Source organism: Vibrio sp. Vb1755, from assembly GCF_033338635.1.
In the GTDB taxonomy this organism is placed as follows: Bacteria; Pseudomonadota; Gammaproteobacteria; order Enterobacterales; family Vibrionaceae; genus Vibrio; species Vibrio alginolyticus.
The window spans coordinates 1-19,968 of sequence record NZ_JAWOTA010000014.1; the positions used below are offsets into that span (position 1 = coordinate 1).

Here is a 19,968-nt window from a genome sequence, read left to right on the forward strand (position 1 = left end):
CCTGTCGTTACTGTGGTATAGAAGATGAAAGCAATACCAATATGAAGCCCCGCAGAAATGGCGAGCAGAAAAGATTTGATTGGAGCTTTCGTTGCTTTGCCTACCCCCACTTCAGCCGCGCGTTCCGCAGCTTGTGGCGGTAATAGTGAGTCAAACTGATTAAAGTTCATTCTGGTGTAACATTTAGAAACATTTAAAGAGGCGCGGATAATCGCTCTATTTCCCTATTTTTTCAAGTGCTATTTGGCGTGTTTACTAAAATCGTTGTTATTGGGAGATCAAGCAATAAATAGCGCCTATCATTCGCTACCGTAAGTATCATTGATACTTAACAAGTATTCGGCCTTTCGAACAAAGATCCTGCGTTATATCAGCCTGATAGCGCCATACTTAACACTTCTTGTCGTTGAATGTTGCCCAACGCTACTTTTCAGACTAGCTTGGTAAAAAAAGCGCAAAGGAATCATTTATGAAATATTCAGCTGAACATATCGCCGAATTGAATCTACTTCTTCAGTTCGACCTAAGTAGTGCTGCAACTGGTATTAAAGTTCATACAGACGCGTCAGAAGAAATGCAGGCAGCCGTTGCTCGTCTATATGAGAAGCAACTTTGTACACAGCCTGACGGTGGTTATCTAACAGACGAAGGCATTGAAGTTGCAGAACATGCAGATAAGATTTTAAGAGTTTTGTCTGTGTAATTTGAACAAAAAACGCCACCGAACTCGGTGGCGTTTTTTAGTCCTATATTTTTCCTGTCGATGCCTGCGGCAATAATCGCTTTTTCATTTTGCTAAATGGTTGAACCTTGTCATACAACCAGTTAAAACCAGTAGCATAAAATAGGAAGAAAACGAGGAAGCCGGCTTCCAGCATCAGAGCTTGAAGAAGCGTAATTTCTAAGAACCAGGCAATCACAGGTAGAGAGATAAAGATCAATCCTCCCTCGAAACCAACAGTGTGTCCAAGCCGCATCGCTAAACTTCGCTCAGCTCGATTGCCACCAAACCACTTATCAAAGTACAAGTTGTAGATGTAGTTCCATATCACGGTATACATGCTCAACCCGACCCCAACCAACGCAAGATCACTAGAGCCCTTTCCAGTGATCAATGAAGCCGCTGGTACAATAATCGCGAGTGCGATTAACTCAAAAAGTACTGCATGAAAAATTCGTTCGTTACGAGTCATATTTCTCTGTCCAAATAGTTCTACTCAATGCTTAGAATTTTATCTATTATTTAGATAACCAAAAGTTAGATACCATCGGTTTAAGCGATATGTTTACCATCGAACAACTGCAAGCTTTTATTGCTACATCAGAAGCAGGATCATTTTCAGGAGCAGCTAGAAAACTGGGGCGAGCTCAATCTGTAGTGAGCCAGCACATCATGAATATGGAGATCGACTGTGGCGTTGAGCTTTTTGATCGATCAGGCAGGTACCCTAAATTAACTGAGAATGGCCTCGCGCTCGTACCTTATGCACAAGCAACAATCAGCCAACTCGACCGCCTAAACAATAGGGCATCGCAGCTCTTTTCCACGCCAACGAACAAATTAGTCTTAGCTATTGATGAAGGGATTCCTCTGACTCGCTTGCCGGATGTGCTAAAGAAGTTAGAGCAACGCTTTCCACACTTACAAGTTGAATGCTTAACGGCATCAAGCCCTGATATCATTGAATTGGTTAAGTCGGAACGCGCCACGACTGGGATTATTTTGAGTGATTTACAAATGCCAAGGCACATCGATTTCACCAATCTTGGCAATATTGCATTTGATGTCTATGTCTCTTCAACACATCCTTTAGCAAAGCAGCAAATCACTCACATTGATCAACTAAAACAACATCGTCAATTGGTCATACGATCCAAAAGTGCAGAGCCATGTGGTCTCAATCAAGCATTTAGCCCAGATATCTGGTACGCTGATAACTACTATATTTTGTTGGAATTGGCGAATAAAGGGTTTGGTTGGTGCTTTCTACCACAGCATTTAGTCGCGTATTCACCTAATACATTAAAAAAAGTTGGGGATGATTTCACAAAACTGGCTTGGCAAGTCAATGTTGACCTTATTCAGCACCAGAAATGGCATTCAGATCCCCTCCATCAACAAGCCAAAGCAGAACTGCTCAACCTATTCGGGCAGACATAAGTAAGTAGGAAGACCCAAATGGCAAATACATTGATCGTAGGTGCAGGCTGGCTCGGAACTCCGCTAGCAGAAACATTGATGAAAGATGGACACTATGTTGTTGTCACTCGTCGTAGCCAAACTCGATTAAAAGAGTTACCCACCTCATTAACTCACTCCGCATTGTTCGATTTCAATCAATTGAACGCCACAGCACGGCTAGATGAGCTGCTCAAACAGCATCAAATTACGCACGTTATCGGTGCTTTTCCTCCAGGATTTCGTAAAGGACGCGGTCAAGAATATGCACAGCAATGGCAAATACTTGCCAACGCAGCTAAGCAAAACAACGTTGAAAAACTTCTCATGATCAGCTCTACAACGGTTTACCCTAACCTTGCTTCCGATATGGAAGAAGCTGACGCGTCAATCTCTTTAGCAGCCGAAAGCCCTTATTTCTCTGACAATGCACGTATTATGCTTCAAGCAGAGCAGCATGTTATCGACTCGAATATTAGCTTTGTTATTCTACGTTGTAGCGGATTAATCGGGCCAGATAGACACCCATCTCGCTTTGCAGCAAGGCTTCAACAAGTTAGTCGTAAAGCACCAGCTAATATGCTTCATCAAGATGATGCTGTCTCGGCTGCGAAATTTGCCTTAGGCAATTTAAGCAACCAAGTCATTAATGTTACGACACCTCATACTGTCAGCAAGGCTGAGTTCTACCAAGCTGCCATAAACAAAATCGGAAGTGAGATACCTCTTCCACCCGTCACAGAGCAAGCTGACAAGCGTATTCTTGCTGACAAACTACTCTCACTTGGTTATCGATTTCACTTCAATTCAACTTTGGATGCGCTATGAGACTCTATAGACATATAGAAACGCTTTGGGATTACATGCAACTTAAACATGAACTGAAGCCTGCGGACTGTTTGTTTGTGATGTGCAGTAATGATGTGCGTGTAGCGGAGCACGCTGCCAAGCTCTACCACCAAAAGTTGGCACCTTTGATTGTATTTTCAGGGGGTGAAGGTCGCTTCACAGATGGACTGTTTGAAAAAAGCGAAGCAGAAACCTTTGCCGAGATTGCAAAGTTGTCGGGCGTTCCAAGCAAAGCAATTTTGCTCGAGACTAAATCCACAAACAGCGGAGAAAACGTCCGCTTTACTGAGCAACGATTAAAAGAGGAAGGAAAACAATGTTCCTCGTTTATTCTGGTACAAAAACCGTTTATGGAGCGTAGAGCAATCGCGACATTTGAAAAACAGTGGCAGTCACCCTACACTCAGCTCCAAGTAAGCTCTGCGGCTCTTCCATTTTTTGAATACATTAATGAAGACATGCCATTAATGATGGTGCTAGAAGCACTAATGGAAGATTTCTCTCGCGTAAAAAGCTATCCAGAGAAAGGATTTCAAACCGAGCAGAACATCCCTCAGCAAGTCGAATCTTCTTACCAGGTTTTACTCGAGCGGTTTGGTTTTGACTTAGTCTAACTTTTTCTAACCGACAACAAAAAGCCACCAAGTTCGGTGGCTTTTATGTATCAATACGGCTTATTTACCGAGCGCTTCTTTGTAATGTTGGCGGCATACGGAGACATACTTATCGTTACCGCCGATCGCAACTTGATCGCCTTCTTTAATTGCCACGCCGTGTTCATCGGTACGAATAACCATATTCGCTTTGCGGCCGCAATGGCAGATTGTTTTGAGCTCAACCAGCTTGTCCGCCCAAGATAATAGATACTTACTGCCTTCAAAAAGTTCGCCTAGAAAATCGGTGCGAAGGCCGTAACACAATACTGGAATATGCAACTTATCAACGACTTCAGTAAGTTGATAAACTTGTTCTTTCGACAAGAACTGACACTCATCAACAAGAATACAGTGACGTTTTTCAACCTCATTCAGAGCTGCGATCTCCTGATACAAATTGGTATCCTGACGAAATAAATGTGCGTCAGATTGAAGACCAATACGAGAGCTCACTTTACCGACACCAAAACGATCATCTAGCGCAGCCGTAAAAATAACTGGCGTCATGCCGCGTTCTTGATAGTTGAAAGAGGATTGAAGAAGCGTTGTTGATTTACCCGCATTCATTGCTGAGTAATAGAAATACATCTGAGCCACAGAGCATTACCTAAAGTTAAAGTTTTAATTTATGGAAATGGAAAATAAAAGGGCTGAATTATCAGCCCCTTAAAAATGAAAATTCAATTACTTACGACGCCACGTTGTGCCTTCTGGACCATCTTCCAGAACAATGCCCATTTCGGTCAGCTTGTCACGAGCCATATCTGCATTCGCCCAATCTTTCGCAGCACGAGAGTCGTTACGCAGCTTGATCAGAGCTTCGATTTCAGCCACTTCATCATCGTTACCCGCATCACCTTTTAGGAAGGCTTCAGGATCTTGGTGAAGAATACCGATCACGTCAGCTAGTTCACGCATTAGCGCACCGAGTTCGCTCGCTTTCTCTAGGTTTTCTGTCTTCAGGCGGTTAACTTCTCGCGCCATGTCGAACAGTACTGAGTATGCTTCTGGTGTGTTGAAGTCATCGTTCATCGCTGCAGTGAAGCGAGATACGTATTCTTCACCACCAGCAGGCGCCGCGTTTAGGTCTAAACCACGTAGAGATGTGTACAGGCGCTCAAGCGAAGCACGTGCTTGGTTTAGGTTATCTTCGCTGTAGTTTAACTGGCTACGGTAGTGACCAGACATTAGGAAGTAACGCACTGTTTCAGCATCGTAGTGACCAAGAACGTCACGGATAGTAAAGAAGTTACCTAGAGATTTAGACATCTTCTCACGGTCTACCATTACCATGCCGCTGTGCATCCATGTGTTCACGTATTGTGTATCGTGTGCACAGCATGATTGTGCGATTTCATTTTCATGGTGTGGGAACTGAAGGTCAGAACCACCGCCGTGAATGTCGAAGTGGTTACCTAGGATTGAAGAGTTCATTGCTGAACACTCAATGTGCCAACCTGGACGACCTGGACCCCATGGTGACTCCCACGTTGGTTCACCCGGCTTTGACATCTTCCAAAGTACAAAGTCTAGAGGGCTGCGTTTTGCTGTTTCGATATCAACGCGCGCGCCAGCTTGAAGCTGATCAAGGTCTTGCTTAGAAAGCTTGCCGTATTCGTTGAATTTACCTACTTCAAACATTACGTCACCGTTATCTGCAACGTATGCAAAACCGCGCTCGATTAGCTTCTCAACCAATTCGATGATTTCAGCAATAAACTGTGTCGCACGAGGTTCAACGTCCGGACGTTTCATGTTCAGCGCATCAAAATCAGCGTGCATTTCACCAATCAAACGCTCAGTCAATGAATCGCAAGACTCACCATTTTCTGCGGCACGTTTGATGATCTTATCGTCGATATCTGTGATGTTACGTACAAACGTCAGATCATAGCCCAAGTAGCGAAGGTAACGTGATACAACGTCAAAAGAGACGAAAGTACGACCGTGACCAATGTGACAGAGATCGTAGATGGTAACTCCACAGACATACATACCGACTTTGCCAGCTGTAATTGGTTTGAATTCCTCTTTCTGTCTTGTGAGTGTGTTATATATCTTTAACATGATCTCTATCTATGATTGTGAATGAATAAAAGAAGATGAGTATATCAACTCCAACCTAGTTAGGTAATAGCAATTAACCGATAAAACGATAATCGGCTAAACTTCAAGCACAAAACGAAGAATTTCCTCTTCCTGAGTTTTTAAAGCACTAGAACTTAGGCTAGAATCTCGGGCTCAACACAACACAGTAAAGGAAAGTAGCATGATCACCCTTCACACTAATTTTGGTGACATCAAGATTCAACTAAACGAAGAGAAAGCGCCAGAGACAAGCGCAAACTTCCTTCAGTACTGCCGCGACGGTTTCTACGACAACACGCTTTTCCACCGTGTAATTGACGGCTTCATGATCCAAGGTGGTGGTATGGAGTCTGGTCTACGTGAAAAAGCGACTCGTGCACCTATCAAGAACGAAGCAAACAACGGTCTTAGCAACAAAGTGGGTACACTTGCTATGGCACGTACTATGGAGCCGCACTCAGCAAGCTCTCAGTTCTTCATCAACGTAAACAACAACACATTCCTAGACTTCCGTAGCGAAAGCCTAGACGGTTGGGGTTACTGTGTGTTCGGTGAAGTAATCGAAGGCATGGACATCGTAAATAAGATCAAAGGCGTTAGCACTGGTTCTTACGGCATGCACCAAGACGTACCTCTAGAAGACGTAGTAATCACTGGTACAACAATTGAAGAGTAATTCTTAGGAATTATTTTTAAAAGATAAGTTAATGGGGAGGCATAGCTTCCCCTTATTTCTATGACGACATTATTTATTTCCGATCTTCACCTTACCCCATCACGTCCTGATATCACGGAATGTTTTGTGACGTTCATGCGAACAGAAGCAACAAAAGCTGATGCACTTTATGTACTCGGCGATCTGTTTGAATTCTGGATTGGTGACGATGACAACACCCCTTTTGCAGACCAAATCCGTGCAGAATTTAAAGCACTGACGGATGCGGGTGTGCCAACTTTTTTCATCCAAGGCAATCGAGATTTTTTACTCGGCAAACGCTTTTGCAAAGAAACCGGTATGACATTACTCGACGATGTCTGCACGATTGATCTTTATGGTCAAAAAGCCGTAATCCTACATGGCGATACGCTCTGCATTGACGATGTGAAATACCAAGAGTTTAGAAAAACCGTTCACAAGCCATGGCTACAATGGTTGTTTAACCGTATTCCTTGGTTCATTAAGAAGAAAATTGTCTCAAAAGTTCAATCCGATATTCGTGATGATAAAATGAGCAAGTCATTAGATATCATGGACGTCAACCAAAATGAGGTCGAGAAAGTGATGTCTCAGAACTGCGTCAACTTAATGATTCATGGTCACACACATCGCCCGAACACACATTTTTTTGACGTCGATGGCGTTAAAAAGACCCGAATTGTTTTAGGGGATTGGTATACGCAAGGCTCAGTTTTAAAAGTAAATTCTGATAGTTTTGACCTACAAACGAGACCGTTCATACAGAATTTGCGTTAAGCATGTAGAGCGCGTAGAAGATTCACGCTCAAGTCGTAGATATTTTGTAAAAAATCGCTATTATCATAATACTAAGTTAAACAGAACGAAGTACCTAATTGAAGTATTCTTACGTAGCTCGCCAACCGATTCTGGATAGAGAAAAACGAACCATAGGTTACGAACTCCTCTTTCGAGACGGCCCTAAAAATACCTTCCCTGAAGTAGAACCAGAGCTGGCTACTAGTCGACTGCTATCCGATCATTTTTTATCGACGCATTACAACACATTAGGAAACAAACTTGGCTTTGTTAACTTTCCGCATCAAAGCTTGGTGAACTTGGTCCCAACTTTGTTCCCTAAAGAATCTCTCGTCATTGAAGTCCTTGAAGACTGCGAACCGACAGAAGAACTGTTAGAAGCCATCAAGCACCTTCATGAGTGCGGATACAGAATTGCTCTGGATGATTTTGTTCCGACGAAAGCTTGGAAGCGTTTTCTTCCATACGTTTCCATGATCAAGTTTGATATTAGACTTGTGCCGATTAAGAAAGCTGCCATTTTTATTCAGGCGTTGAGCCCATTTAAAATCGACTTTCTTGCGGAAAAGGTAGAGACCTATGAAGAGTTTGAGCAAGCTCTAGAAGCCGGTTTTAACTATTTTCAAGGGTATTTTTTTAGCAAACCTGAGATGATCCAGAAAAAGCGGTTGAACCCCGCGTTTCTTACCGTCATCCAGCTTTGTAAAGAGATTGCAGATAAGCCCATCGACTTCAATGAGGTTGAACGTCTGTTTTCGATTGATGTGACGCTGTCATACAAGCTGCTTACTTACGTTAATTCAGGCTATACATTAACGACTAAGATCAAATCGTTCAGACAGGCGCTTATTTATCTGGGTGAAGAGCGACTACGACGCTTTATTTCCTTAGTTGCAATTGCCTCCGTTCAAGAAGATAAACCTGACTCTCTTTACTCTTTAGCGATTCAGCGTGCACGAATGTGTGAACTGCTACTTAGTCAAATGAACACTAGGTATGACCCTGGGCAGGCTTTTTTGACAGGCATGTTTTCTTTGCTCGGATCTTTGCTCGATCAACCGCTCTCGGATGTCATTGAAGATATCCCCGTTGACGAAGATATAAAACTCGCATTAACCAGTCGAAAAGGCGTACTTGGTCACTTACTTTCGATGACGATCGCCTACGAACAAGCGGACTGGGAGTTAGCCGAGCGATATTGCACCGTTCTTAAATTAACCGAACCTCAATTAGCAGACGCTTTTAATCAATCGACGGAATGGGCTCAAGAACTGCTGTCTCAAACGCCCTAAACCGCTATAATGCCTCACCTCCAGCCTCGCAATTGTGAGGTTGTTTGTTTTTACCGCTTAATTAATCGAGATTTCATTTTATGGCTTCTTCTTGCCCTTGCGGATCTAACCGCACCTACCAGCAGTGTTGTGAAATTGCCCACAACAACCATGCTGACGTCACCACTCCAGAGCAGTTAATGCGCTCTCGTTACAGTGCGCATGTGTTAGGTCTAGTCGATTACGTGGTCAACACTTATCATCCAATCTGTAATGCAGAAGAGCAACGTGAAGGCATTGCCCAATCTATCGACAGCGATTGGTGCAAACTTGAAGTTGTAAAAACAGAAGCTGGCAGTAATGACAATGAAGGCTTTGTAGAGTTTAGCGCTTATTTTGATGAAGACGGCAAACGCTACTGTATGACAGAGCGTTCTCGTTTCGTGAAAGAAAATGGGCTTTGGTACTACATTGACGGCACGTTTCCAGAAGAAGAGCTAGAAGAAGAAGAGCTAGAAGAAGAACCAGAACAAGATCCTCGCCTAAACCAACCAGTGAGTAGCCTAAAAGTAGGTCGTAACGACCCGTGTATCTGTGGAAGCGGTAAGAAATTTAAGAAGTGTTGTGGGTAAGATCATCCACTCCTAGCTTATTGAGCTCGATTTAATTGGATTCTTGACTTCGCCTAGGTTCGTTGGAGTGACGTGAATATATGTACCTATTTGAAGTAAATAACTCTACTGCAAGTACCATTAGAAAATATACCGTCATTCTGAACAGCGAGGGACGAGCGTGATTCAGAATCTAATCGCCACCAGCACTGTTGCCGGTTTTTGCCCCGAATCAAGAACACTAAAGTAAAAAGCCCCTAGGCTCGAGAGCATAGGGGCTTTCACTTATCGCAAGCTTACTTATGACGCTCTTTCAGTTTGTTCACTACGTCATTCATCGATAAGCCTTGGTCTTGAAGCAATACCATTAAGTGATAAATCAAATCTGCAGATTCACACACTAACTCCGCCTTATCGCCCGACGTCGCCGCAAGCGCGACTTCAACGCCTTCTTCGCCCACTTTTTGCGAAATACGCTTGGTGCCACGGGCATAAAGACTGGCAGTATAAGAGGAATCTGGGTCGGCACTCTTGCGGGCAGCCAATAGCTGCTCAAGTTGATGAAGCCACACCATTTGTGACTCCTCTTGAGGGTCCACATCCCAGCAAGTTGTGTTACCCAAGTGACACGTAGGACCAATGGGATTCACTTTCACCAGTAGCGTATCGTTGTCGCAATCGAGCTGAATGTTCACTAGTTGCAATACGTTGCCGGAGGTCTCACCTTTCGTCCAAAGACGCTGCTTGGTACGAGAGAAAAACGTCACTTGACCTGTTTCGCCCGTTTTTGCCAACGCATCTTGGTTCATATAACCCATCATCAGCACTTGGCTTGATTGGAAATCTTGTACGATAGCAGGTACCAGACCATCCACCTTTTCCCAGTTGATTCGCTCAACTAGCGAACTTACTTCGGCGGCTTTCACACTCATAGTCGTACCTCAATGCCTTGTTGTTTCAAATACTGCTTTAGTTCACCAATATTGATGACTTGTTTGTGGAATACCGATGCGGCAAGCGCGCCATCCACATTTGCTTTTTGGTAGGCTTCTGCGAAATGCTCCATAGCACCTGCCCCACCCGATGCAATCAATGGCACGTTACACACTTCACGCACCATGTTAAGTTGTTCAATATCGTAACCGTTACGTACGCCGTCTTGGTTCATCATGTTCAGTACGATTTCACCAGCGCCGCGTTTTTGTACTTCTTGCACCCAATCACGCGTTTCCCATTGGGTCGCTTTGGTGCGTTCTTCATCACCAGTAAACTGGTAAACCTGATACTTGCCCGTCTCTTTGTCGTAGTATGAATCGATACCAACGACGATACATTGCACACCAAACTTATCAGCAAGGTTAGTAATCAACTGAGGGTTCGCCAAGGCAGGAGAGTTAATAGATACCTTATCTGCACCAAACTCAAGAATGCGCGCTGCATCTTCCGCTGATTTAATACCACCAGCGACACAGAAGGGAATATCAATCACTTCAGCAACGCGAGCGACCCAACTTTTGTCAACGACACGCCCATCACTTGAAGCGGTAATATCGTAGAACACAAGCTCGTCAGCGCCTTCTTCCGCATAACGCTGTGCCAGAGGAACGATGTCGCCAATGATTTCGTGGTTGCGGAACTGAACGCCCTTTACCACTTGTCCATCACGGACATCAAGACATGGAATTATTCGCTTTGCCAGCATGCAAATGCCTCCTCTGCTGTGAACTTACCATCTAACAGCGCGCGACCAACAATCACGCCAGCCACACCGCTGCCTTTTAGTGCTTCGATATCCGCTAATGAGCCGATGCCGCCTGAAGATTGGAACTGCACTTGTGGGTACTGTTTACATAGGTCGACATAAAGCTCTACGTTTGAGCCTTCTAGCGTACCGTCACGAGAAATGTCCGTACAAAGCACGTGCTGCAAACCTACCGTTAGGTAATCGTTGATCAGAGCTTCGATAGTCACGCCTGAGTCTTCTTGCCAACCAGAGATCGCTACTTTACGTGTGCCGTCTTGGTCGATGTTGATGTCTAGCGCGAGAACGATTTTCTCCGAGCCGTATTTTTCCATCCAACCTTTCACAAGCTCTGGCTGTTTTACTGCTGTAGAGCCAACCACAACGCGCTGAGCACCCGCTTCTAGCAGATCAATCACGTCTTGCTCGGTACGCACTCCGCCACCGATTTGGATGTTCGCTGGCGTGCTTGCTAGTAGCGTTGCAATCAAATCAAGTTGGCGTGCTGTCGTGTCTTTCGCGCCAGTTAAATCCACCAAGTGCAGCCAGTTAGCACCCGCTTGGTGATACAAGTTGAATTGCTCTGCTGGGTCGACTTTGTACTCGGTTACTTGGCCGTAATCACCTTGATAAAGGCGAACCACCTGTCCTTCAATTAAATCAAGAGCTGGAATAATCACACTAAATCCCTTTTATAATTCTAAGAAGTTTTGAATAAGCTTCGCGCCCGCTTTTGAAGAACGCTCAGGGTGGAATTGCACGCCGTAGTAGTTACCGCTTTGTACTGCTGCTGTGAACGGGTTGCCGTACTCGCATTCCGCAATCGTGTAATCCCCAACTGGCATCGCAAAGCTGTGCACGAAGTAGAAATACTCTCCTTCTTCAATACCTTTGAAAAGTGGATTACCTGCTTTTGCAGAGACCGTGTTCCAACCCATGTGCGGCAGCGGCAAATCGCCAGTTTGTAGTAGCTTCACTTCGCCATCACAAAGCCCAAGACACTCAACCAACTCGTCGGCTTTCTGCCCTTTCTCTTGAGACACTTTGCCCAACAGTTGCATGCCTAAACAGATACCTAGTAATGGCTTTTCTACCTGTTTTACCAAGCTGATCAGATCGCGCTCTTCTAGGTTCTTCATCGCTTCGCTGGCGGTTCCCACACCCGGTAGGAATAGCTTGTCTGCCGATAATACGACTTGCGGATCTTTTGAAATCGTTACGTCATAGCCTAGGCGTTCAATGGCAAACTTCACCGAAGAAACGTTGGCACAGCCAGTATCGATAATGACAACTTTCTGTTCTGTCACTGTTTTTCTCCTTGCTAACGTTAGCCTTAAAGCACGCCTTTACTACTTGGTAGCTCAGTGCCTTCTACTTTGATTGCTTGGCGTAACGTACGACCAAACGCTTTAAATAGACTTTCAATGATGTGGTGATCATTGTTGCCCGCAGAAGAAAGGTGCAACGTACATGCTAATGTGTCAGTCAGAGAGCGGAAGAAGTGAACTACCATCTCTGTTGAAAGATCACCCACTTGCTCACGGCTGAATTGCGCGTCGAACTTAAGGTAAGGACGACCTGATAGGTCTAGTGCGCATTGCGCCAAACACTCATCCATTGGCAAACTAAAGCCAAAGCGACCAATACCACGCTTGTCACCCAGTGCTTCTTTCAACGCTTGACCCAACGCAAGAGCGGTATCTTCTACTGTGTGGTGATCATCAATGTGCAGGTCACCTTCCACTTTGCACACCATTTGGAATCCACCGTGCGTCGCAATTTGATCCAGCATGTGGTCAAAAAAGCCAAGACCTGTAGAAATATCGTTACCGCCTTGCTCGTCAAGGTTAACGAATACTTTAATGTCTGTTTCTTTTGTGGTTCGAACGACTTCAGCAACACGCGCCTTCACTGTGAGATCTTTTAGGATCTGTTTCCAGCCCATGGTTTCTGGGTTGTATTGAATACCACGAATTGCCATATTTTCTGCAAGTTGAAGATCGGTTTGACGATCGCCAATCACAACAGAGTTTTGGAAATCCACTTTGCCACCTTGAAGGTACTCTTTTACCAAGCCCAATTTAGGCTTACGGCAAGAGCAGCTGTCTTCATCAAAGTGAGGACAAATCAGTACGTCATCGAACTTCACACCTTGAGATTCAAAGATCTCCATCATCATGTTGTGTGGTGCATCAAAATCTTCTTGTGGGTAACTGTCGGTACCCAAACCATCTTGGTTCGTGACCATCACTAGACGGTATCCTGCATCCTGCAACGACAACAGGCTTGGGATAACAAATGGCTCCAGTTTTAGTTTATCTAAACGGTCTACTTGAAAATCAATCGGCGGCTCAACAATTAAGGTGCCATCACGGTCGATAAAGAGGATTTTTTGTTGTTTGCTCACTCGAACTTCCTTATTGCTATTCTTTTGGCGCTCCCGCTATTGAGCGAGAGCGATTAATTTTGTCTCTACTTATGCGTAGTAGTTTCTAATAAATCCAAGCGTTTTTTCACACTCGTCGCGGTTACCAACACTGATACGTACACAGTTCTCAATTGGCGAGTTACGCAAAATAATGCCCGTATCCCAAGCCGCTTTGAAAAGGTCATCGCCATCTGGGAATTTCACCAATAGGTAGTTCCCCCACCCTTCAAACACTTCCAAGCCCGGAATCATTGAAAGGCCAACTTGCAAGTAAGCACGGTTTGCATTCAAATCGAGAACTTGAAACTTCGCTCGCGCTAAACCAGCTTCCGAAAGCGCCTGAGTCGCAATTTCTGCCACTGGAACTGGGACTGGGTAAGGTGCGATAACTTTAAGAAGTACATTAATAAGCTCTTCGTTCGCAAGCGTAAATCCACAACGCAGACCTGCAAGCGCAAAAGCTTTCGACAGAGTACGCAGAATTGCAAGGTTCGGGTATTGCGCCAGTAGGTCTACCGTTGACGCTTCTGGACAAAAATCGATGTACGCTTCATCCATCACCACAATTGCACGGTCTTTTGTCATCTCAAGCAGAGACACAATGTCTTCACGCTTAACCAAGTTACCCGTTGGGTTGTTTGGCGAACATACAAAAACCAGCTTCACGTTATCCAGATTAGCTTCGATGCCTGCAAGATCGAGTTGCCAATCTGAGGTTAGCGGCACGGTTTTGCGCTCAACACCAATGGTTTCAGCGCTGATGGCGTACATACCGTAAGTTGGTGGGCAGTAAAGAATCGCATCTTCACCCGGCTCACAGAATGCACGAATTAATAACTCAATACCTTCGTCTGCGCCGCGAGAAGTCAGTGTTTGTTCTGGTTTAACACCCGCATACGCTGCGTAAGCGGAAATCAGTTCTTTCGGTTGGCATTCGCTGTAACGATTAAGACGAGCAAAGTCTGTTTTGTATTCATTGTTAAATGGTGATTCGTTGGCATTTAGCCATACGTCACCCGTACCACCGATTCGGCGAGCCGACATATAAGGGGTAAGCTGTTGGACTTGTTTACGCGCTAGCTTTTCCATCTCATTACTCTCTTATTCTTACTTACTTGCTAATTTTTCTACGCGGATAGTAACAGCACGTTTGTGAGCGTCCAGACCTTCCGCTTCAGCCATCGTGACTACCGTTGGTGCAAGGTTCTTTAAACCATCAGCAGAAAGCTCCTGAACCGTCATTCGTTTAGAGAAATCCGCCAAACCTAAGCTTGAATAAGTACGTGTGTAACCGTAAGTAGGAAGGACGTGGTTAGTCCCCGACGCGTAATCTCCCGCAGATTCAGGCGACCAATCCCCAAGGAAGATAGAGCCTGCATTATCAAGTAGAGGTAGAAGCTCACGAGGGTTCTTAGTCTGAACAATCAAGTGCTCAGGACCGTAGTAATTGGAAATAGAAACTGACTGCGTCATCGACTCGGAAATAATGATCAAGCTTGATGCCAGAGCCTTTTCTGCGATGTCTGCACGAGATAGCTCCTTAAGCTGACGTTGAACCGCATCCGTCACTTGATCAGCAATCACAGGAGAAGGAGTCACCAATACCACTTGAGAATCAGGACCGTGTTCCGCTTGGCTCAAAAGATCCGCAGCGATAAAGTCTGCATCTGCGGTTTCATCGGCAATCACAAGAACTTCTGATGGCCCTGCTGGCATATCAATCGCAGCACCGCGGAAATCATTGCTAACCTGTCGTTTTGCTTCGGTCACGTAAGCGTTGCCCGGACCAAAGATCTTATCTACTTTCGATACAGTCTCGGTGCCATAAGCCATTGCAGCAACTGCTTGGCCACCACCGACGTTATACACCTCATCAATGCCACACAGCTTCGCGACATAAAGGATCTCATCAGCGATTGGCGGTGGAGAACAAAGAACGACTTTACGACAACCTGCAATTTTTGCAGGAACGCCGAGCATCAAAACAGTCGATGGCAAAGGCGCACTTCCACCAGGAATGTACAAACCCACTTTTTGAATTGGACGTGTTACTTGTTCACAAAGAACACCTGGCTGCGTTTCCACCTTGATCGGTTGCGGCTTTTGCGCTTTGTGGAACTTAGAAATATTGGCGTAAGCTTGCTCTAGTGCGCTCTTCATTGACTCTGACAAACGCTCTGACGCTGCCTTAATTTCCTGAGAAGAAACACGAATGGATTCAGGCTTAACACGGTCAAACTTTTCTGTCAGCTCAATAAGAGCAGAGTCACCTTCTTCTCGAACTTTAGCAATAACTTCGGCCACAGCAGTGGTGATATTGGCGCCTTCTGCAATAGCAGGGCGCTCCAAAATAGAGTCTTGCTGATTCTCACTTAATGATTGCCAAACGACTGTTCTCATGATGCTTACTCCATCATTTTTTCAATTGGTAGAACGAGAATTGAACTTGCGCCCAACTCTTTCAGCTGTTCCATTGTTTCCCAGAATAGGTTTTCAGAACTCACTAAGTGAACAGCCATTTTCTGCTTATCTGCAGAAAGAGGAAGAACAGTTGGGTCTTCAGCACCTGGCAGTAGTGCTTTAATTTGATCTAACTTCTCTGCTGGGGCGTGAAGCATAATGTACTTAGATTCTTTCGCTTGCTGCACGCCTTGCATGCGAGTTAACAGCTTTTCGATTAGCGCCACTTTGTCTGCGTCGAACTCACCTGTGCGTTGAATCAATGTCGCTTTTGATTTGAAGATAATTTCAGCTTCTTTAAGGCCGTTCGCTTCCAGTGTTGCACCTGTAGAAACCAAATCAGCGATAGCATCAGCGAGACCCGCGCGAGGCGCAACTTCTACAGAGCCTGTCAGCATACATGTAGAGAATGGAACGCCGGCTTCATCCATGTACGCTTTTAGAAGTTGAGGATACGTTGTAGCAATACGCTTGCCAGCTAAGTCTTGTGGACCGTTGTACTCTTCGTCCTTGTCGATTGCGATAGATAAACGACAGCCACCAAAATCAAGTCGACGAAGCTGAACAAACTCGCAGGGTTCACCTAATGCTTTGCGGTCAAGGCGAACTTCTTCTAGTTCATTTTCGCCAATAAAGCCAAGGTCAACCACGCCATCCATAATTAAACCTGGGATGTCGTCGTCACGAACCAAGAGTAAATCAATTGGCATATTTTCAGAATGGACAACTAAACGCTCGCCCATTACGTTGAACTTTACGCCGCACTGTTTTAGTAGAGCTTGACTCTCTTTGCTAAGACGACCTTTTTTCTGAATTGCGATTCTTAAACGTTGTGTTTGCATTGCTTTGTCCCTATGCAAGATTTTGATATCTAAGTATTTTTCAAACTAATAAAACTAAAAAACCCTCGGGAGATTGAAGTCTCCCGAGGGTTTAAAATCTGCTTTTACTTTGATTTTACCTCCGGGAGTTTCCTGCCTCCCGGGTATGCGTACATCGCCCGAAAGACTAGATTGGGTGATGATGGTGATGAATGTTCATTACAAAATTACGCATACTTATTTCAAGGCTCTTCTCATTTGCTTTGTTACCAACCACACTAACCAAGCTGATTACTTTTTTCAACCCTTAATTTTAAAAAAATTCGAATTGTATAATACAAATAAAAAAGGAGGCCGAAGCCTCCTATAAATTTACTTTTTAAATCAGTGAATTACGCACTTTGGCAAGACGCTATTTTAGACTTTGAAAGCCATGACAAAATAGCGCAAACGATAACGAATGTTATCGACGCTGCAATGAACGAGAACGCAATTGAAGCAGTCATACCAAGGGCAATAAAGCCGACGCATGAAACAAGCGCGACTGATAATGCATAAGGTAGCTGTGTTGATACGTGATCAATGTGGTTACAACGTGCACCCGTCGATGACAAGATAGTCGTATCTGAGATTGGTGAACAATGGTCACCGAATACCGCACCAGCTAAAACCGCACTCAACATCGGTAGCATTAGCGCTACGTCTGTTGCACCAGCCATGTCTCCGGCGATTGGAAGCATGATGCCGAACGTACCCCATGAAGTACCTGTTGAGAAGGCCATCAGGCCAGACAGCAGGAATAAGATAACTGGGAGCCAATGAGGGTTGATATTTCCCTGCGCCATTGTCGAAAGGTAAGTACCAGTCTTCATATCACCGATAACAGAACCAATGGTCCAGGCAAATACTAAGATTAGAATCGCACCAAACATAGACTTAGCACCAATCCAAAGTGTACGTGCGATCTCAGCCATTGGTAGACCTTGCTTCACAACAGTAAACAGTGCAACTGCTAAGCCAAGCAAGCTACCGTAGATTAGTGATGTACCTACATCTGTATTTTCAAAAGCACCAAGAAGCGCAAATTCTTTACCATCAGCAGCCAATGCTTGGCCACCCGTGTAAAGCATTGAAGCGATAGTCGCGATAATCAGCGTTACGATAGGAAGTATCAAATCTGACACTTTACCCTTTTCACTTTCACGTATATCTAGCTCTTCGTTTAGGTCATGCGCTTCTTGCGAGTCATTTTCTTTGTCTTTATCAAAGCCACGACCTTGCGATGCAGAGATCTCATGCTCACGCATTTTACCAATATCAAGGCCAAACCACGCAACAGCGAACACCATTAGCAGCGCAAAAACGGCGTAGAAGTTCATTGGGATAAGACGAACATATGCGCCAAGAGCCGAATACTCTGTGATCCCATGTGAGACTAAGATCCCGCCAATAATAGTAATAATGTAAGCCCCCCAGCTAGAAGCAGGCATAATTACACACATTGGAGCAGCGGTTGAGTCTAGAATGTACGCAAGCTTAGCGCGAGACACATAAAAGCGATCGGTTACTGGGCGAGAGATCGCACCAACAGCAAGGCTATTAAAGTAATCATCGACAAAAATGAATACGCCTAAAAAGGCGGCAAGAAGTTTGGAGCCGCGTTTACTCTTCACTCGAGATTGTGCCCATTCAGCAAAAGCACGAGTACCGCCAGATAGCGTTAATAAAGCTGTTGTCATACCTAATAAGATTAGGAAGCCAACAATGCTCATGTTCCAAGTGTTAATTCCGCCATCTTCAATAAAGACAGAAGAAACTTGAGAACTGACGTAACCTGCGGTGTCGCTGATAGACCAGCTATTAAGTAGCACCGCACCTAGCACGATACCTACACCCAAGGAAACTAATACACGTCGAGTCAAAATCGCCAAAGTCAAAGCGACAATAGGTGGCAATAATGAAACAGGAGAACTAGAAAAATCTATTAAATTCATGATCTTCAAAAACCAAAGTTTGGCTAGAGATCTACTGCAGACAAGTCACGTAGCATACGATACGTGCTCATGTTGAACTTAGCGACAGGGAAGCGAACACTCCACCCAACCCTACAGTAGCGCTCCATAGTTTAATGTGAATATATACTATGGCAGTGTTGTTCCTTTCAGATACAACCCCAGCAAGTAACTTTGATGAGTTACTTACTTCGGCAATCTTCGCCTTCCACTATTATTCATTGGCATCACCCCAATAATAGCTACTCTTCGAGACCGCGCCTCTACGGCAACAACAAACAATTAACCACTAACTGTACAAATTAACAACAAATTGTCTGCAATATTGCATCAGGTGGCAGCCATTGTACTTATGATGAGAGTCAATGCAACACATCAAACTAAATTAAACAAATAAATAATGGCTGAGATAATTTATAAACCTTGCCTAATTCCATAAGTTTTGTGCAACTGAAATCACATCAATCATGTTATTTATGAAACATTATTACTACCTTAGAAATATCATGGTTTATCTTATATCAATAAATTAAGGATATATGACACACCATTAAAGATGGATGCTTCATATTTTTAAGTAATAACTCAAATTTTTTTATAAAAAACCAAGCTGTCACTCTCTCTATACAATAATGATTGTTGGTTTTAGTTCTCATCTAATAATGATTTATTTCGAGTGTAATAATATTAATTGCTTTAAAAAATAGTCAAATTTAAACAAAATCTTGATTTAGCATTTGCACATAAGGAAAAGATAAAGTTAAATATAAGGACTCTTTGTTTATTTATAGATTGGCATTATTTAATCGTAACGATAAAAAGTGCCCAACACATTAACCTTTTAATAGGAATCGTTATGTCAGAGCTGACTAAAACCCTTCTAAATATCCGTAGCCTTCGTGCATTTTCTCGTGAGCTGACTCTAGAACAATTGGAAGAAGCTCTAGATAAACTCACTACTGTCGTAGATGAGCGTCGTGAAGCAGAAGAAGCAGAACGCGCAGCACAAGCAGAGCAAGAAGCTAAGCTTGCAGAGATTGCTGAGAAAATCGCTCAAGACGGTATTGATGTAGAAGCACTTATTACTGCGCTATCTGGCGAAACTAAGACGAAAGGCAAAGCGAAGCGCGCACCTCGCCCTGCTAAATACAAATACACAGATTCAAACGGTAATGAGAAAACTTGGACTGGCCAAGGTCGTACACCTTCGGCGATTCAAGAGCAACTTGATGCAGGTAAATCTCTGGATGAGTTCCTAATCTAGATCCGTGCTATTTTTAAAAGGCTCCCATAGGGAGCCTTTTTTATTTAAACCATTACAAATAAAAAAGGCACATTTCTTAATGCGCCTTTTACT

General features: G+C 44.1%; 21 protein-coding genes, 1 pseudogene, 1 riboswitch and 1 other annotated feature. Of the genes and pseudogenes, 9 read left to right on the forward strand and 13 right to left on the reverse strand.

What is annotated here, in order from left to right; genetic code table 11:
• Window positions 1-170, reverse strand: a pseudogene (locus R7E00_RS13440) (formate transporter FocA); the annotation flags it as partial.
• Window positions 171-469: 299 nt separating this feature from the next.
• On the opposite strand from R7E00_RS13440, the gene R7E00_RS13445 reads away from it, so the two are divergent.
• On the forward strand, window positions 470-703 hold the full coding sequence (locus tag R7E00_RS13445) for a TIGR02647 family protein (protein ID WP_005378148.1): 234 nt from the start codon (window positions 470-472) through the stop codon (window positions 701-703).
• A gap of 43 nt (window positions 704-746) precedes the next feature.
• Here the strand turns inward: R7E00_RS13445 and R7E00_RS13450 are convergent, their stop codons facing one another.
• Window positions 747-1,193 carry a PACE efflux transporter gene (locus R7E00_RS13450; protein ID WP_005378150.1) on the reverse strand — a complete coding sequence of 149 codons (447 nt, stop codon included), beginning with the start codon at window positions 1,191-1,193 and terminating at the stop codon, window positions 747-749.
• An 89-nt stretch (window positions 1,194-1,282) separates the two neighbouring features.
• Between R7E00_RS13450 and R7E00_RS13455 the strand changes: the two genes are divergently transcribed.
• The 3 genes from R7E00_RS13455 to R7E00_RS13465 are packed head-to-tail and all read left to right on the forward strand — an operon-like array spanning window position 1,283 to window position 3,642.
• Window positions 1,283-2,161 (forward strand): LysR family transcriptional regulator, encoded by an 879-nt coding sequence (locus R7E00_RS13455; RefSeq protein ID WP_005378151.1) that lies wholly within the window; start codon window positions 1,283-1,285, stop codon window positions 2,159-2,161.
• Between the two features lie 18 nt (window positions 2,162-2,179).
• On the forward strand, window positions 2,180-3,007 hold the full coding sequence (locus tag R7E00_RS13460; protein WP_017634682.1) for an NAD-dependent epimerase/dehydratase family protein: 828 nt from the start codon (window positions 2,180-2,182) through the stop codon (window positions 3,005-3,007).
• Window positions 3,004-3,642 carry a YdcF family protein gene (locus R7E00_RS13465; protein WP_017821723.1) on the forward strand — a complete coding sequence of 213 codons (639 nt, stop codon included), beginning with the start codon at window positions 3,004-3,006 and terminating at the stop codon, window positions 3,640-3,642. The genes R7E00_RS13460 and R7E00_RS13465 overlap by 4 nt, the downstream gene beginning before the upstream one ends.
• 60 nt (window positions 3,643-3,702) lie before the next feature.
• Here the strand turns inward: R7E00_RS13465 and R7E00_RS13470 are convergent, their stop codons facing one another.
• Together R7E00_RS13470 and cysS are read right to left on the reverse strand one after the other, a co-directional pair.
• Window positions 3,703-4,281: a thymidine kinase gene (locus R7E00_RS13470; RefSeq protein ID WP_005378154.1), complete on the reverse strand. Its 579-nt coding sequence runs from the start codon at window positions 4,279-4,281 to the stop codon at window positions 3,703-3,705.
• 87 nt (window positions 4,282-4,368) lie between these two features.
• On the reverse strand, window positions 4,369-5,751 hold the full coding sequence (cysS, locus tag R7E00_RS13475) for a cysteine--tRNA ligase (protein ID WP_005378155.1): 1,383 nt from the start codon (window positions 5,749-5,751) through the stop codon (window positions 4,369-4,371).
• Between the two features lie 202 nt (window positions 5,752-5,953).
• On the opposite strand from cysS, the gene R7E00_RS13480 reads away from it, so the two are divergent.
• From R7E00_RS13480 to R7E00_RS13495, 4 genes are all read left to right on the forward strand, one after another.
• Window positions 5,954-6,448: a peptidylprolyl isomerase gene (locus R7E00_RS13480; protein WP_005378156.1), complete on the forward strand. Its 495-nt coding sequence runs from the start codon at window positions 5,954-5,956 to the stop codon at window positions 6,446-6,448.
• Between the two features lie 60 nt (window positions 6,449-6,508).
• Window positions 6,509-7,246, forward strand: a complete 738-nt coding sequence (gene lpxH, locus R7E00_RS13485) for a UDP-2,3-diacylglucosamine diphosphatase (protein WP_005389817.1) — start codon at window positions 6,509-6,511, stop codon at window positions 7,244-7,246.
• A gap of 98 nt (window positions 7,247-7,344) precedes the next feature.
• Window positions 7,345-8,559, forward strand: a complete 1,215-nt coding sequence (locus R7E00_RS13490) for an EAL and HDOD domain-containing protein (protein WP_053349504.1) — start codon at window positions 7,345-7,347, stop codon at window positions 8,557-8,559.
• Between the two features lie 80 nt (window positions 8,560-8,639).
• Window positions 8,640-9,170, forward strand: a complete 531-nt coding sequence (locus R7E00_RS13495) for a YchJ family protein (protein WP_262606123.1) — start codon at window positions 8,640-8,642, stop codon at window positions 9,168-9,170.
• Window positions 9,171-9,445: 275 nt separating this feature from the next.
• Here R7E00_RS13495 and hisIE read toward each other — a convergent pair whose 3' ends face one another.
• From hisIE to tet(35), 9 genes are all read right to left on the reverse strand, one after another.
• The gene (gene hisIE, locus R7E00_RS13500) at window positions 9,446-10,081 is read right to left on the reverse strand and encodes a bifunctional phosphoribosyl-AMP cyclohydrolase/phosphoribosyl-ATP diphosphatase HisIE (protein ID WP_053307441.1); all 636 of its coding nucleotides are present in this window, start codon (window positions 10,079-10,081) and stop codon (window positions 9,446-9,448) included.
• Entirely contained in the window at window positions 10,078-10,851 is a 774-nt protein-coding gene (gene hisF / locus R7E00_RS13505; RefSeq protein ID WP_262606124.1) for an imidazole glycerol phosphate synthase subunit HisF, read from the reverse strand. Before hisF ends, hisIE begins: the two co-directional genes overlap by 4 nt.
• On the reverse strand, window positions 10,833-11,570 hold the full coding sequence (hisA, locus tag R7E00_RS13510; protein ID WP_182038182.1) for a 1-(5-phosphoribosyl)-5-[(5-phosphoribosylamino)methylideneamino]imidazole-4-carboxamide isomerase: 738 nt from the start codon (window positions 11,568-11,570) through the stop codon (window positions 10,833-10,835). The genes hisF and hisA overlap by 19 nt, the downstream gene beginning before the upstream one ends.
• A gap of 12 nt (window positions 11,571-11,582) precedes the next feature.
• Window positions 11,583-12,197, reverse strand: a complete 615-nt coding sequence (hisH, locus tag R7E00_RS13515; RefSeq protein ID WP_005389830.1) for an imidazole glycerol phosphate synthase subunit HisH — start codon at window positions 12,195-12,197, stop codon at window positions 11,583-11,585.
• Between the two features lie 26 nt (window positions 12,198-12,223).
• Window positions 12,224-13,297, reverse strand: a complete 1,074-nt coding sequence (gene hisB, locus R7E00_RS13520) for a bifunctional histidinol-phosphatase/imidazoleglycerol-phosphate dehydratase HisB (RefSeq protein WP_262606125.1) — start codon at window positions 13,295-13,297, stop codon at window positions 12,224-12,226.
• A gap of 69 nt (window positions 13,298-13,366) precedes the next feature.
• Window positions 13,367-14,407, reverse strand: coding sequence for a histidinol-phosphate transaminase (hisC, locus tag R7E00_RS13525; RefSeq protein ID WP_017634689.1), 1,041 nt, complete (start codon window positions 14,405-14,407; stop codon window positions 13,367-13,369).
• 18 nt (window positions 14,408-14,425) lie between these two features.
• On the reverse strand, window positions 14,426-15,718 hold the full coding sequence (gene hisD / locus R7E00_RS13530) for a histidinol dehydrogenase (RefSeq protein ID WP_033905089.1): 1,293 nt from the start codon (window positions 15,716-15,718) through the stop codon (window positions 14,426-14,428).
• Window positions 15,719-15,723: 5 nt separating this feature from the next.
• Window positions 15,724-16,620 carry an ATP phosphoribosyltransferase gene (gene hisG / locus R7E00_RS13535; protein WP_005378180.1) on the reverse strand — a complete coding sequence of 299 codons (897 nt, stop codon included), beginning with the start codon at window positions 16,618-16,620 and terminating at the stop codon, window positions 15,724-15,726.
• A gap of 53 nt (window positions 16,621-16,673) precedes the next feature.
• Window positions 16,674-16,811: a sequence feature (His leader region), on the reverse strand.
• A gap of 180 nt (window positions 16,812-16,991) precedes the next feature.
• Entirely contained in the window at window positions 16,992-18,593 is a 1,602-nt protein-coding gene (tet(35), locus tag R7E00_RS13540) for a tetracycline efflux Na+/H+ antiporter family transporter Tet(35) (protein WP_005378182.1), read from the reverse strand.
• A 109-nt stretch (window positions 18,594-18,702) separates the two neighbouring features.
• A riboswitch (Lysine riboswitch) is annotated at window positions 18,703-18,885 on the reverse strand.
• A 582-nt stretch (window positions 18,886-19,467) separates the two neighbouring features.
• Between tet(35) and R7E00_RS13545 the strand changes: the two genes are divergently transcribed.
• Window positions 19,468-19,875: an H-NS family nucleoid-associated regulatory protein gene (locus tag R7E00_RS13545; protein ID WP_005378185.1), complete on the forward strand. Its 408-nt coding sequence runs from the start codon at window positions 19,468-19,470 to the stop codon at window positions 19,873-19,875.
• The last annotated feature ends 93 nt before the right edge of the window (window positions 19,876-19,968 follow it).